The organism is Desemzia sp. AGC72 (genome assembly GCF_057334175.1).
In genome coordinates this window covers 230,478-245,576 of sequence record NZ_JBHFIG010000006.1, presented here as the reverse complement: position 1 = coordinate 245,576, position 15,099 = coordinate 230,478, and the positions used below count along the sequence as shown (strand labels likewise).

Genomic DNA, 15,099 nt, shown 5'->3' with positions numbered 1-15,099 from the left:
ACTCAACCGTTCTTTTTGCTCTACTATCTCATCGTTACAAATTCTTCTGCCCCAGTAGGATGGATGGCAACTGTATTGTCGAAATCAGCTTTTGTAGCACCCATTTTAATAGCTACTGCAAAACCTTGAAGCATTTCATCCATTCCGCTTCCTAACCCGTGCAATCCAATGACTTTTTCTTCTTGTCCATAGCAGACTAGTTTCATGTATGTCCGTTGACGATTTTTAGTGATCGCACTATGCATAGAAGTAAATTTAGTTTGGTATATTTTGATGTTTTTTGAACCGTATTTCTCAATTGCTTCTTCTTCTGTCATCCCGATCGTTCCGATTGGCGGGTGGCTGAAAATGACAGAAGGAATATTGGTGTAATCTAATTTTTCATTCTTTTTGCCATTAAACAAACGCTCCGACAAACGTCTTCCAGCTGCAATAGCTACTGGAGTCAATTCGATACGCCCGGTTACATCTCCAATAGAATAAATCCCATCTACATTGGTATTTTGGTAGTCATCTACTTTGATGTAACCTTCGGGATTCAACTCAATATCTGTAGCTTCTAAGTTCAAGTTTGCAGTATTCGGTTTACGACCAATCGCCCAAATAATCGTGTCTGTCGTATGAGAAGAACCGTCTTCAAAGTAAATCGTTAAACTATCATCTTCATTTTTTTCAACTTTTTTCGGAATCGAATGCGTGTGCAAAGTTGCGCCTTCTCTTTCCATCGTTTCTACAAGTCCCTCGCTGATGATCGAATCAAACGTTCTAAGAGGTGCGTTTCTTCGCACAAATAAATGAGTGTCTGCACCTAACCCGTGAGTGACACCAGCCAATTCAACAGCAATGTATCCTGCTCCAACAATAGCCACTCGTTTAGGCAATTCTGTTAACGCAAAAAATCCATCTGAGTCTATACCATATTCTTGACCTGGAATATTTGGTCTTTCAGGATATCCGCCTGTAGCAATCAAAATATGATCAGCTGTGTATTGTTCTCCGTTGACTTCAATCGTATGATTGTCTACGAATTTAGCAAAACCTTTAATCAAATCAACTCCATTACCGTCCAACCCTTTTTTGTAGACTGTATGCAAGCGATCAATGTATTTTTCTCGGTTTAATACTAATTTAGCATAATTTATTTGCATGTCTGAATAACTGATACCATAATCCTCTGCATACAGCTTCATTTCATCCATTAATTGAGCACCATGCCACATTACTTTTTTAGGCACACAACCAACGTTGACACACGTTCCGCCTAATTCATTAGCCTCTACAATAGCTACTTTAGCTCCATGCATACCTGCACGATTAATAGAAGCAATTCCTCCGCTACCGCCGCCGATAGCAATATAATCATAATGTTTTGTCATTCTAATTTCCTTCTCTCTCTATTTTATATAGGTTAACGAGTTTTCCGCTATTCTTCAAGGACAAAATCAAAGGTGCGGTATTGTTCTTCTAAGTGTTCCAATTCATTTTGATCATAATAATGACCTAACTTGTATTTATAATCTTCTTTTTTATTCCATGGTTTTTGTTTGCCGCAATAATGTATAAAGACTACTTCTTTCTCTACCCATTCCAAATTGTAATCTTTTGGAAAAATAACATTTGCTTTCGAATAATATCTCGGGTCTAAATTATAAATTTTCCAATCAGCCTCTAAAATAGAGTCCCAATACAAATAATTGAAGACATCTTGATCAGGCAGCAACAAACGTTTCTTATTTAACTCGATTCCTGAAAATATATCTTCTTTTGTTTTGCTTAATCGAATGGCAGGCAAGTTCATCAATAATATCCCCGTATTAAAATACCCTTTAGACTCCAAAGTATTCAACCGAATATTATTGATCGGTTGTATCCATTTCGTCAAATAATCATGAGTGGTCGCCACAAATAAATTCCCTTTGAAATCTTGGTTATAGAAATTAGAAACAGGATTTAAGTTGATGATATCTGGATCCAAATAAAGAATCCGATCAACTTCATCCGGTAAAATAAACGGAGCCAGTAACCGATAGTACATTTCAATCGAGTAATAGCGATTCACCGTAGCGTCTTCTTCAAATAAATCACTACAATCGATTGGATAAAATTCTTGTCCGTTTTTTTTGATAAACAAATTCAGCTCTTCTAATCTATTTTCTGCCATCTTATTATGCATAAAATAGATCATGAATTGTTCTCTACGATTGGTCTTGAACAATGACCATAACATTGTTTTAAGAGGTGGTAGATAATTTTCATTGCACGTAACTAACACATTCATTTTTGATCTCCTACTCTGTATAATTAAAGTTTCATCGCAATAGATTTTACTTCCTTTTTATAAAATCATACTTTTATTCATTCGCTGATATTTTTCTTCATAATTAAGCATATCATATTTGGAATGAAAGAGAGGTGTTTTTGTTTTCATTTATATAAAATATAAGGAATTTGACTTCCATGAAATGAAACCTTTTCTCATTTACGGTATAATATACGAAGTACATATTGTCATCATTTATACAGGAGGTTCAAATGGAAAAAGATATTAAATTTTATTGGACATTATTTCTCTCTACTTTTACATTAAGTGCTTTTACATTTGGCGGAGGTTACGTTATTGTGCCCTTAATGCAAAAGCGGTTCGTTAGAGAACTACAATGGATAGACGAGGAGGAAATGTTGGATCTCGTTGCAATCGGTCAATCTGCTCCGGGTCCTATCGCTGTAAATACATCTATTATCGTCGGATATAGAATGGCTGGTATTTTAGGCTCTTTAATAGCCGTAGTAGGAACAGTCTTTCCTCCGCTGATCATCATCACGCTTATTTCTTATTTCTATCAAGCTTTTAGAGATAATCCAGTTGTTAGTGCTCTTCTATTAGGGATGCAAGCAGGGGTCGCAGCTGTTATCGTGAGTGTTGTCATAGATATGTCTGCAAAAATCATTAAGTCCAAGCAAGTTTTACCGATCGTAATGATGGTTTTAGCTTTCATTGCTGCCATCTTATTAGATATCAACATCGTTATTATTTTATTGATATGTGGTGCTGTAGGTGCTTATACGTCCCTGCGCGGATCTCGTGATCAAAAGGGGGACTTATAAAACATGGTTTACTTACAATTATTTTGGAGTTTCTTCCAAGTCGGTTTATTCAGTTTTGGCGGCGGTTATGCTGCGTTGCCTTTGATTGAGGAACAAGTGATTCATCAAAACAATTGGCTGTCGAGTACAGAATTCATTGATATCATTACCATTTCTCAAATGACGCCTGGACCAATAGCTATCAACACTTCTACCTTTGTTGGTACAAAAGTAGCTGGTTTTCCGGGGTCAGTAGTCGCAACTCTTGGTTGTATCGCTCCTTCTTGCATTATAGTGGTCCTACTAGCCACTGTGTATTACAAATATAAAGGAATCCCTCTTATGGATGGTATCCTCAAGGGTCTGCGCCCAGCTGTAGTTGCTTTGATCGCTTCCGCTGGATTGACGATTTTCTTGACTGCTATGTTTGGTGCAGAGAGTTTTCCAGTGGCTTTCAGCGATTTAAACTGGATCTCCGTTATACTGTTTATTATCGGCTTAGCTCTCTTGCGTAAAACCAAGCTAGGACCTATTCATGTCATGATTCTTTCAGGTGTTGCCGGAATTCTTATCTACTACGTTATTCTGTAAAACAGATCAGCATATTAGCAGTCATAAACACGTTAGAGCGGAACGTCATGGCCGAAAAGAGTTATTGTTCAGCCACGACGGTGAACTAAATCGTTCTCATGACCTTATCAAATGATTTTTTGGCCATGAGCAGCTGACTCTAGTAGACGATGGCCGATTTCCGTCTCCACAACCAACTAGAAAACACTTAAAAAGTTGCTCCCGTATGAAGAGATGATCTTCATACGGGAGCAACTTTTTTATTTTGATTATTTCAATTCTAATCCTAAATCGTTGCTTTCAACTGGTTTTCTCCATAGTCCTAAGATAACAGCTCCTACAACCATCCCGATTAAGATAGCTACTATGAACAATAGCGGGTTATTTGAAAGTCCAGCTACGAATACTCCACCATGTGGTGCCGGTACAGTTACATTCCATAACTGAGTCAATCCACCGGCAATAGCAGAACCGACTACTGAAGAACCAATGACACGCAATGGATCAGCTGCAGCAAATGGAATCGCACCTTCAGTGATGAATGAAATTCCCATAACGTAATTAGACAAAGCAGATTTTCTTTCGTCTGCATTGAATTTGTTTTTGAACAATGTGCTTGCTAATGCGATAGCTAACGGCGGAACCATTCCTCCGGCCATAACAGCAGCCATCAAGCTTCCATCACCTGTATCCGTGAAGATACCGATAGAAAACGCGTATGCAGCTTTATTGAACGGACCACCCATATCGATAGACATCATTCCACCCAATAGAGCTCCCAATATAACTGCATTTCCAGTTCCAAGGTTTTCTAAGAAAGTAATCATTGCTTCATTGATCGTACCAAAAATCGGTCCAATAACGAAATACATTACTAATCCGATAAGCAATAAACCAAGTACTGGGAACAACAGGATTGATTTGATTCCTTCCAATGCTTTAGGCAAGTTGCGCAATCCTTTTTGCAATCCGATCATTAAGTAACCTGCTAAGAAACCAGCTGCTAAACCACCTAAGAATCCAGCGTTGCTGGCAACAGCCATCGCTCCACCAACCATACCCGGCATTAATGCAGGACGGTCAGCAATACTAAGTGCAATGTAACCCGCTAGAATAGGGATTAAGAAATTAAACGCTTGGCTTCCGATTGAGTTTAAGAATAAGAAGATTTCACTCTCTTTACCTAACCAGCTTTCAAATAAGAATGAAAGACCCATTAAGATTCCGCCGCCGACTACAAATGGCAGCATGTGAGAAATTCCATTCATTAAGTCTTTATAGACTTTGTTCCATACAGAACCTTTTTCGTCGTTGTCATTATTTGCTTCAGCTTTACGCTCGCCAGCTGAATAGATTGGTGCTTGTTGGTTGATTGCTTTTGTGATCAATTCTTCTGTTTTGCGGATTCCATCGCTTACTGGACGTTGCAATACAGGTTTGCCGTCAAAACGAGCCATTTCAACTTGTTTATCCGCAGCTACGATAACACCAACAGAACGTTCGATATCTTGAGCTGTCAGACGGTTTTTGATTCCACCGCTTCCGTTTGTTTCTACTTTGATGTCTACGCCCATTTCAGCTGCTTTCTTTTTCAAAGCATCTTCAGCCATAAATGTGTGTGCAATTCCTGTAGGACAAGCTGTTACAGCTACGACATAAGGTCTTTCTTCAGCAACAGGTGCTGTAGTTTCTTCTACAGTATTTGATTCTTCTTCCACTTCTTCTGCTGCTGTGAAAAGTTCTTGGACTTCATCAGCAGTAGCGGCGTTTTTCAATGATGCTACAAAATCCGGACGAATCAATAAGCGGGAAAGGTTCGCCAATGCGTCCAAATGAACATCATTAGCCCCTTCTGGAGCTGCGATCATAAAGAATAGGAACGCTGGTTGACCATCTAAAGAATTGTAATCAATACCTGTGTTGCTTTTAGCAAATAAAACAGTCGCTTTGTTAACAGCTTTGTTTTTTGCATGAGGCATTGCGATCCCGTCTCCAAGACCTGTTGAAGATAGGCTTTCACGAGTCAAGATACCTTCTTTAAACGTTTCTACATCACTGATGCGGTTGTTTTCTTTTAAGCTTGCAATCATCTCGTCGATAGCAGCTTCTTTTGTTTGAGCTTTTAAATCCATGATCATAACATCTTTAATTAAAATGTCTTTCATTTTCATTCTTTTATCCTCCTGTAAGTTCTACTTAACCAATTTTTTTGATTTCTACTTGTTCTACCAACGCATCGATAGCTTCTTTAGTAGCTAAGTCATCTGAAAATGCCGTAGCACTTCCGGTTGCCACGCTTCTTTTGAAAGCCTCTAATGAATCGTTCGTGCTGACTAATGCGCCGATAAATCCAGCGATCATAGAATCTCCAGCTCCAACTGAATTTTTTACTTTTCCTTTAGGTACTGTAGCTTGGTAAGCAGCTGATTCGGTAAAGAATAATGCTCCGTCGCCAGCCATAGAGATAACAGCGTATTTTGCACCTAGATCAATCAACTTTTTGCCATATGGAATAATATCTTCAACAGAGTCAAAAGTTGTTTCAAACAAATCTGCCAACTCGTGATGGTTTGGTTTAACCAACAAAGGACGAGAACTGATCGCATTCATCAATTCTTTTCCAGTAGTATCGATAACAAAATCTGCTCCAACCGCTGAGATTTTTTTTACCATTTGCTGATAAAAATCTTCTGGCAATGTTGGGGGTTTATTTCCTGACAAAACAACGATATCGTCTGCAGTCAGGGCATCCATTTGATGCAATAATTGTTCAGACTCTTTTTTTGAGACTGATGGTCCGGCTGCATTGATCTCCGTTTCGATGTCTGCTTTTACTTTTACATTGATTCGAGTATCTTGTTCAATTTCAACAAAATCCGTTCCAACAGCTTCTTTTTTCAGCCAATCCATAATGAATCGTCCTGTAAAGCCGCCAATAAAACCTAAGGCTGTTGATTCTTGTCCAATATTGTTCAATACACGCGAAACGTTGATACCCTTTCCACCTGGCAGCTTGATGTCGCCTGTCATGCGGTTCAGTTCTCCAAGCTGAACGGTAGGGAGTTGCACAATGTAATCAATCGATGGATTAAGCGTTACTGTGTAAATCATGTTTTACCTCCATTATCGTAGTTGCTTCAAAATAAGCAGCATATTCTTTTTTGTTCAAGGAGTTTGTCAAAATCGTTGCACCGTCGATATCCTCCACTTTCACAAAGGTTACTGTATTGAATTTGCTGTTATCGGTTAAAATAAATACTTTCGCACTATTTTTGATGGCTTGCTGCTTGATAGCCGCTTCTTCTGGATCGGGAGTAGTTAACCCATATTCGAGGTCTACACCATTTATTCCTAGAAACGCTTTATTAAAATTGTATTGGCTCAACTGAGCACATCCTACAGCTCCTACAACAGCTTTAGTTGTATTTTTTAATACTCCGCCAATTAAGACCACTTCATTTTCCTGGTCCGCTAATAAATGAGCATGTTGGACTGCGTTCGTCACGATACGAATTTTTTTCTGTTTCAAAAACGGAATCATATACAATGTGGTTGTTCCGGCATCTAAGAAAATCGTATCTCCATCTTGTATAAAAGATGAAGCATATTCAGCAATCGCCTTTTTTTCTTGAATGTTTTTGGATGTTTTTTCGGTAACTGGAATCTCTCGTTCTATTTCATAGAGTCGTTTGGCGCCCCCATGTACCCGAACCAGCAATCCTTTTTCTTCAAGAGCGTCTAAATCTCGACGCAAAGTCGATTCAGAACAATTCATTTCTTTGATCAGTTCTTGGGATTTTACCAATCCATGTTGTGTCAGCTGATCCAAAATATATTGATAACGTTCTTCAGTTAACATAAGCCACCTCCAGCGCTCTTTATTTTACCACCAATTCCACCCAAAAACAATCACATTCGTGAGCGTATTTTAGCGTTTAAGCCTTATTCTAACTCGGTTCCTTTCTTTGACAATTTTCAACCTCAAAGGTATATTTAAAATGAAAAGCAAGACGAAATAATCGATCATTGATAGTTTTGCGCATATCCTTACTTACGAGAGGGTTTTTTTTATGTATGAATTGAGCAATCTAGAAATTTTAGTTCGAATTGGTATGGCTATTATTTGCGGCAGCGCTATTGGTTTTGAACGCGAAGCTAAAGGACACAACGCTGGATTAAGAACCCATATGCTTGTTTCTGTAGGCTCTGCTATCATTGCTATGGTACAAATGGAAGCCAGTTATGACATTATTACGATGGTCCTTGAGAATCCTGATTTAGAAAACGTATTGACAACAGATTTCAATCGATTAACTGCTCAAATCGTCAGCGGAATTGGTTTTTTAGGTGCTGGGACGATCATTGTCACTAAGCGCAATGTTTCAGGTCTGACCACGGCGGCTTCAATTTGGGCGATTGCCGGCATTGGTATCGCAGTGGGTATGGGTTATTATTTCTTAGCTATTGTCAGCACATTAGCCGTTCTGATTGTATTGAGAATTATCAAAAGACTATTTGGCGCACCAAATGTCCGCTTAGTAAATATTAAATATACCGGCAAACATACTCATATAGAATTGAGCAATTACTTTGTTGATCATCATATTAAAGTTTTCAGTGAAGAACACAGCTTGGAGTACAGTAAAGATGATGTAATTAATTACTCGAACTACTACAGTATTGGTTTACCTGAAGAAATGGAAATGACTCAGTTGATCGATGACGTGATTGCTATCAAAGACGTGCATCATATCAGCACACTTAAAGAAAAATAACCTGCAATAACTTTGCAGAAAAAAGAAACCGATTCTTGAATTCGTTCAAGAATCGGTTTCTTTTATTATTTCTTATTCTTTTTTCTTCTAACACTTTCAACTGCAAATAATCCTACACCAATCAAGCTGACAACGAACCCGACTTTTAAGAAAGGCGTCTCATATGAAAATTCTACTTGAGAAGTTCCAGCTTTTAAAGGAATTCCGATAAAACCGTAATTGACTTTTATAGTTTCTACTTCTTCCTCATTTACTTTAGCTGACCACCCCACAGAGTAAGGGATACTTGTCACTAGAACAGCATCTTTTTCTTGAGTGATCGTCCCTTCGATGTATTCATTTTCAAATGTTGCCACATCTAATTGTTGAGCTGTTTTTTCAGCCACTTTCTCATTGTAGCTCTCTTCATCCACAGGTAATGCATAAACTGTGATTTCTTTTAAATCGTACGTTCCAGGCTTTTCAAACTGGACCGTGACGGTATTGGAATCAACTTCTGCTTGATAACCTAAATTAAACAACATCTTCTTACGATGAATATATGAACTGAAACTCTGCTTATCGGATTGATGAATGATTTTATTTCGTCCATTAAAAGCTACTGTAGTATTAAAACTCGTGTTCACTCGTTTATACGTTTTACTCGGATTGGGTTCAAAATCCATTCCCTTTAAATGGACATACAGTTCCGATTGCTGAATCTCGTTTACATCCTCTAATTCGACCAATAATTTACCATCACTATCTTGAACGATAACTTGGCCATTTTGAATCTTCAATTTCTCTTCATCTTCACTGCGAATAGTATGCGATACCTCTTTTGTTGAAAGTGATGAGTCGAAAGAATCTAACTGATCAATGTCAACTTCGTCCGCTGGTGCAGTAAAACCTGTAGATAAAAACTCTTCTTTTTCTACAGGGTTCAGTTTTTCGAATTTCTCGTTGTCCATCACAACCGTGTTTGCATATGCAAACGGATAAGCTTGATCCGTCTCTGCAATCAAGTGTGCATTTTCTCCCTCGGAACGATAGATCACTTCATAACCATAAGGTAAATACTTTTCATTCGAAACCTCTGTCGCGATATACCGCACGCCCAATAAATGATTGGCAATTCTGCGGTCATCTAAACCATTTCGCACGGGCTGTATTAGTTGAAACGACCCAATCTCCAATTGACGAGCAAATTGCGCCACAGATCCGTTAGTGATCGATAAATAAGACGTCATTCCCATTCGTTCCAAATAAACCATATGGTTGCGGATGTGATTATCTTTTGCTGTTAGCCCAATTCGGAATATATCATCCTTTGAAACAGGAGGGATTTCTTTTTCAACTTCATCAAATACTTGCTCGTATTGGTCATTTGCTGTTCCATAAGGCAGCAGTTCCGCTACTTTATTTTGGCCCATAGGGTAATAATATTCTTGAGCATTAAAAATCACATTCCCAATCACCGATAAGAATATAATGGCCGACACTGCTTTTTCCCAACCTTTTGTCAGCTTTCCTTTTTCTCTCATACGAGCCGTCATTTCTAATAATGCCCACACAAGAAAAGCTGCTATGACTGGAACTGTCCTAGCCCACGAAAAATGACCAAGAACTTGTAAGCCAAGTGCTACTACACTAAAAAATAACCATCCAACTAACATAGCTAACCGGTCTTTTTTATTCCAATCAAACCGGTATTGATATAAACGCGCTACTGCTACACCAAATAATAATGGGATAATAAATGTCCAGCGATTATATGGTCCAGATAAACCGTTCATAACGGATCCAAACGCTGGGAATAAAAGCATGATAAGGAATAAACCCATCATGTAAGGGATAGCCCCGAACACTTTCCGTTTGACAAAGAACAATGGAATTACCAACATCACGACTCCGGCAAATCCCAAAACAGTCCACAAGTAACTTTCTGAAATGAATACATTTGCTAGAAGGTTAACGTAGTATTGCAGCGGGTATAATGTCATTCCGCTGGCGAATGTTCCAGGTTCTCTGGAAGATTGAAGAAATCCCCAAATTACAGGGAATAAAACCACTGCTGACATGAAGACCCCGATCAAATAGTGGGACAAAGCTCCCCAAAAATAATTCCAGAACTTTTTTAGAGGTATCCCCAACTCAAAATAACGGAAAACTGCATAAATAAAAATCAACACTGTCAGTTTATAGAAAAAATAAAAATTGCTTGTTGCACTGACACATACTACAGCAGAGAAAAACAATGCGGACTCTTTGCGCAATATCTTTTCTACTCCTAAACAAAGTAACGGGAAGAAAATCATCGGAATCAAAAAGAATGGATGTCTTGTAGCATTCAATGTCACATAATGGGAGAACGTATATACAAACGTTCCTGTCAATAAACCAACTCCGCTGACGTTCATTTTGCGTGCGTAAAAAATAAACGCCAAACCTATACAATAAATTCTTAAGACGATCAAAAAGTGAAAGGCAAATTCCATCATCGACTGCGGAAATAATAAACCTAGGTAAACAAATGGGTCTCCCACTACATAATATCCGTAAGAAATGATCACATCAGCGCCTAGTCCTATCGTCCAATCCCAGTTTTGAAACCCGCCAGTCGGGTGTTGGATAAACTCTTGCCACATCCCTACATAATCTTTAAACAATAAATAATGTTGAGTGAATCCATCACTTTCCCAAATGAAAGATGTTCCGCTCAAAATAAAGTATCCATAGATGGATGCCATCGTAATCAAAAATAAAAGAGAATACCACAAAATTTCTTTTGAGGTATTCGTTTTTTTGCTTTGTTGAATTTGTTCCATAACGCTAACCACCAATCTCTTTTCTCTTCATTATTTTTTCAGTGATTATTATCCTTTGAATACAAAAAACTTACTGAAAAAATAATTCAGCACAACCACAATAAATTGGGTAGCTATCTTAGCAATATTTGTATCAAGAGTGAGAAAATCTACCAATATCCACATGCTCAACATATCAAATACACCTGAAAGAGCTCTAAAACTGCAGAATAAAACAAATTCTTTCATCCAACTCTGGAAGCTCTTTGATTTTGACTTGAACACGTATTTCTTATTTGTAAAAAAAGCAAATAGGATGGATAAGATGATTGATACTAAGTTTGCGATCAAATATTGTACACCTAACACTGTATTTAATAAATAAAATACCAGAATATTGAATAAGGTAACCAACACACCAAATACCAAGTAAATAATAAGTTCTTCATATTTATAATACATTTTTTTTATGAATTCCATTTATCATGACCAACGCTTTCTGTTTTTTCTTGTTCGTTTGAAGTGCGAGAAATTTCTCTCTTCTCCCGTTCTTTCTTTTCTTCTGAGGTTTCTTGAACAAAATAAAGAGGACGGTCTTTCGTTTCGACAAACACTCGCCCTAGATACTCTCCAATCACTCCAAGAGAAATCAGCTGAATTCCACCAAGAAAGAGAATCCCTGCAATTAAAGAAGGATATCCCGCAACTGAGTTGCCCATAAAAATCGTACGCATAATTTCGATAAACAAATAAATAAACCCTAATAACGAGATGACAATACCTACAATAGACCACACTTTCAGCGGCAATGTGCTGTAAGATGTCAACCCGTTGATGGCAAGGGTCAGCAAGGCACTAAATTTCCATTTTGTTTCACCGCCAGCTCTTGGGTCTGCATCATAACTAATTTCTTTTTTCTTGAAACCGATCCAATTGTACATTCCTTTAGTATAACGAGCATGTTCTCTCAACTGAGACAGTGCCTCGATACATTTCTTGTCTAACAAGCGGAAGTCCCCTGCATCTGGAATGATCTCTTCTTTAGAAACTTTCTGCAATAGCTTGTAATAAGTTTTAGAGGTCAGTTTTTTCAGCTTGCTTTCCCCTTCACGTTTTCTGCGAATCGCATACACATCGTCGTATCCTTGTTCCCACCAATAGATCATCTCTTCAATGACTTCTGGAGGATGCTGCAGATCAGCGTCCATAATAATCAAGCCATCTCCGCTGGCATAATCAAACCCAGCCGACATCGCTATTTCTTTACCAAAATTCCGTGAAAGATCCACATATTCCACACGGGAATCTCTTTCTTTCAGTTGTTTAACGATTTCTAACGTTCGGTCTTTACTGCCGTCGTTCACAAAAAGAAACTCAAACTTGTAATTGGTCAATTGATTGCAAACAGAGACCAACACCCTATACATCTGTTCAAGTACTTCTTCTTCATTATACGCTGGAACTAAAATTGTAATAGTTTTCATTGATAACTACCTTTCATTCTTTGTCTTTCACATTTTATTTAATCTCTCAAATTATACCCCAGTAAGATTAGAACGTCTATTAAAGTGCTACGGACTTGTCATTTAAGCCGAAAAAGAATCTAACTATTCCCATCAAAACAGTCAGATTCTTACTATGGAATGACATTTAAATTTTATCTATTTCTTGATATTTATTTTAAACTAAATCTATGATTCTGGAGGTGTTGAAAATTTTCAGAAAAATGATAATCGTATTTAGACTTTTTTTACATAACTTACCTATCTAATACTCAACTAAATTTTCTGACTGGACACCCCGTTGCAGTTGTTCTATCCATTTGTTTTTCTGCTTGTTGTATTAGATATTATTGAATCTTATAAAGAATTGAAAGCTGAAAAACGAACCAATAAAAAAACCTGAATCAGTAGTACGTCATCTTCAAAAATTCCACTGATGGAAAATGTCTTTTATTGACGGGATGTATTGTCCCACTTCGGGAGTATAACTTTTTTGTTTATCTTTTTCGTTTACTTCGACGGCACAGAACATCGTGTTTAAGTCATTATTAAACCCAATCTCCATATATCTAGGATGTTTTAATGTGAAATCACTTCCTACTAATTGTGCATCGGACACATCATCGGTATAGATGATTCTAGTTGATGTATGGAAGATTTTTCCTTTGTATTCGAAGTAATGTAAAAATTTGTCCTCCCCAAGATAATGGAGTTTTATATATTTATCTTTTTCTTTATACATACTAAGTTCTTGTAAACTCTCTAAATCATTTAAATCCGCATAGACCTTTTTTTCACGCTCAGAATAAAAAACGGGGACAATCACATCAGTTTGTCGGTCTCGTATTAGCGGGCTGATCAAGCTGTATTCTTTTAAATATAAAGCATACTGTTGATGCTGTTCGAACGTCCAAAGCCCTACTAATGATAGTACGATGGTCAAAACACCAATAAAATGGGAAGCCTTTTTTCTCTCAGCATAAAAAACAATAAATAACCCTATAAAGACAATAAATATGCTGCCTAAAGCTATCCATAACAACGTATGGTTATAAAATTGTTCTGCTTGGTTCCATATCGAAAATGCCACTCCATATCCTCCTCTGCCCCATCTCAGTTTAATTTGATTTCATCATACCTCATGTTCAATAAAAATTAGAAAATCTTGTCATATAAGACAATAATTAAAGGTTTTAGCAGAAACCAATTTTATATACTGTCATTTTTGTCGATAGCAACTAACTAGAAAACATGTAAAAGAGTTCTCTACTTAAAATCCCCGCTACGATCCCTAATACAAACCACAGCCATTTCTTTTTCTTCTTCATACTCATCTTCCTTTACTCATCACTAAATACTTTTGATACTTTATGAAATAAAAGCCAGACTTTTTCATTTTACAATTGCTTTTTTATAACAATCTTGTCCATATCATGTTGGCAGGTGAATAAATAGTGAAACTATCTTCTGGAATCGATAATTCTTGGATCATAAACTTTTTAAATTCCTCTTGCGAAATACTAGCCCATAAACGGTAGCTATTTTCCCCATAATTTTCCCAATTGCCTATTATTTCTAAATTTGGATAGTCTTCGATCTTTGGCTTAGGAACGGCTACAAAAGTGACGATATAATCTGTTTCTTCTCCTTCTTTTTTTGACAAACGCGTTACGCGAAACTTTTCCGGTTTCATGTTCAATACTTCGCAAACTAATCTAATAAACTCTTCTTTTGACAGATTTACGTCCCCTTTGAACGATACAGCTCCACTTTTTTCCCATTTGGATACTTCTCTAAATACTTCATAAAATCGGATATCCACATAAACTTCAGGATCAAAAGTAAGGACTGTATTAAATGACGATTTTGCAGGTGAATATGTTTTTGATTGCTTAAAGGAATACACAAATATCGCAATTACAGCAATAATGATTAATAATCTCAGCATCCATGATTCTCCTTCTTAAACTTATTTATTTTTCTTTCGTTCTGTAAAAGATAAATAAAGTGCAAAAATGCCTAATCCAAACATCATTACTACATACACATAAAAAGATTTGTTAAATCCAGCAGAAGAAGTTTCTTGTAACCCAAAAAGATATACGTGCAACCATAATGAGCTGCAAATGGCAATGACCCCGCTTAGGAATTTCATTTTCCATCCTCCTCATTTTCTTTACGATTCGTCAATTTCTCAAGATTAGCCCAGCTGATACTTTCTGCAATGGATGCAATCATGTCTATCAAAAAGTAAATCATTATATTCCCTCCTGATCTTGAAGCTGCTTTTTATAAAAAGTACTCTTTCAAAAATCTTCAGTTATATTGCGGATGAATTCTATAATTGAGGTTCCTATATAAAATATAGCGAGTGTAATAAAG

General features: G+C 37.2%; 14 protein-coding genes. 3 read left to right on the top strand and 11 right to left on the bottom strand.

What is annotated here, in order from left to right; genetic code table 11:
- Positions 1-23: 23 nt before the first annotated feature.
- Together gorA and ACE025_RS04580 are read right to left on the bottom strand one after the other, a co-directional pair.
- Complete coding sequence (gorA, locus tag ACE025_RS04585) at positions 24-1,376, bottom strand: glutathione-disulfide reductase (protein WP_485937913.1); 1,353 nt, start codon at positions 1,374-1,376, stop codon at positions 24-26.
- 47 nt (positions 1,377-1,423) lie between these two features.
- Positions 1,424-2,278: a glycosyltransferase family 8 protein gene (locus ACE025_RS04580; protein ID WP_485937912.1), complete on the bottom strand. Its 855-nt coding sequence runs from the start codon at positions 2,276-2,278 to the stop codon at positions 1,424-1,426.
- 254 nt (positions 2,279-2,532) lie between these two features.
- On the opposite strand from ACE025_RS04580, the gene ACE025_RS04575 reads away from it, so the two are divergent.
- Entirely contained in the window at positions 2,533-3,105 is a 573-nt protein-coding gene (locus tag ACE025_RS04575; protein WP_485937910.1) for a chromate transporter, read from the top strand.
- A 3-nt stretch (positions 3,106-3,108) separates the two neighbouring features.
- Positions 3,109-3,675, top strand: a complete 567-nt coding sequence (locus tag ACE025_RS04570) for a chromate transporter (protein ID WP_485937908.1) — start codon at positions 3,109-3,111, stop codon at positions 3,673-3,675.
- A gap of 248 nt (positions 3,676-3,923) precedes the next feature.
- Here the strand turns inward: ACE025_RS04570 and ACE025_RS04565 are convergent, their stop codons facing one another.
- From ACE025_RS04565 to ACE025_RS04555, 3 genes are read right to left on the bottom strand one after another with little or no spacing between them, the layout of a single operon-like run.
- Entirely contained in the window at positions 3,924-5,825 is a 1,902-nt protein-coding gene (locus ACE025_RS04565) for a PTS fructose transporter subunit IIABC (RefSeq protein WP_485937906.1), read from the bottom strand.
- 25 nt (positions 5,826-5,850) lie between these two features.
- Positions 5,851-6,765 (bottom strand): 1-phosphofructokinase, encoded by a 915-nt coding sequence (gene pfkB / locus ACE025_RS04560; RefSeq protein WP_485937904.1) that lies wholly within the window; start codon positions 6,763-6,765, stop codon positions 5,851-5,853.
- Positions 6,743-7,513, bottom strand: coding sequence for a DeoR/GlpR family DNA-binding transcription regulator (locus ACE025_RS04555; protein WP_485937902.1), 771 nt, complete (start codon positions 7,511-7,513; stop codon positions 6,743-6,745). Before ACE025_RS04555 ends, pfkB begins: the two co-directional genes overlap by 23 nt.
- 211 nt (positions 7,514-7,724) lie before the next feature.
- Here ACE025_RS04555 and ACE025_RS04550 point away from each other — a divergent pair, with 211 nt between their 5' ends.
- Positions 7,725-8,429 carry an MgtC/SapB family protein gene (locus ACE025_RS04550; RefSeq protein WP_485937900.1) on the top strand — a complete coding sequence of 235 codons (705 nt, stop codon included), beginning with the start codon at positions 7,725-7,727 and terminating at the stop codon, positions 8,427-8,429.
- 65 nt (positions 8,430-8,494) lie between these two features.
- On the opposite strand, the gene ACE025_RS04545 is transcribed toward ACE025_RS04550, so the two are convergent.
- The 6 genes from ACE025_RS04545 to ACE025_RS04520 form a co-directional block, all read right to left on the bottom strand.
- Complete coding sequence (locus ACE025_RS04545; RefSeq protein ID WP_485937898.1) at positions 8,495-11,236, bottom strand: YfhO family protein; 2,742 nt, start codon at positions 11,234-11,236, stop codon at positions 8,495-8,497.
- A gap of 48 nt (positions 11,237-11,284) precedes the next feature.
- Positions 11,285-11,686: a GtrA family protein gene (locus tag ACE025_RS04540; protein ID WP_485937929.1), complete on the bottom strand. Its 402-nt coding sequence runs from the start codon at positions 11,684-11,686 to the stop codon at positions 11,285-11,287.
- On the bottom strand, positions 11,683-12,699 hold the full coding sequence (locus ACE025_RS04535; RefSeq protein WP_485937896.1) for a glycosyltransferase family 2 protein: 1,017 nt from the start codon (positions 12,697-12,699) through the stop codon (positions 11,683-11,685). Before ACE025_RS04535 ends, ACE025_RS04540 begins: the two co-directional genes overlap by 4 nt.
- Before the next feature lie 439 nt (positions 12,700-13,138).
- Entirely contained in the window at positions 13,139-13,807 is a 669-nt protein-coding gene (locus ACE025_RS04530) for a PH domain-containing protein (protein WP_485937894.1), read from the bottom strand.
- A 321-nt stretch (positions 13,808-14,128) separates the two neighbouring features.
- Positions 14,129-14,665: a hypothetical protein gene (locus ACE025_RS04525; protein ID WP_485937892.1), complete on the bottom strand. Its 537-nt coding sequence runs from the start codon at positions 14,663-14,665 to the stop codon at positions 14,129-14,131.
- Positions 14,666-14,686: 21 nt separating this feature from the next.
- Entirely contained in the window at positions 14,687-14,872 is a 186-nt protein-coding gene (locus tag ACE025_RS04520; RefSeq protein ID WP_485937890.1) for a hypothetical protein, read from the bottom strand.
- Positions 14,873-15,099 lie beyond the last annotated feature (227 nt).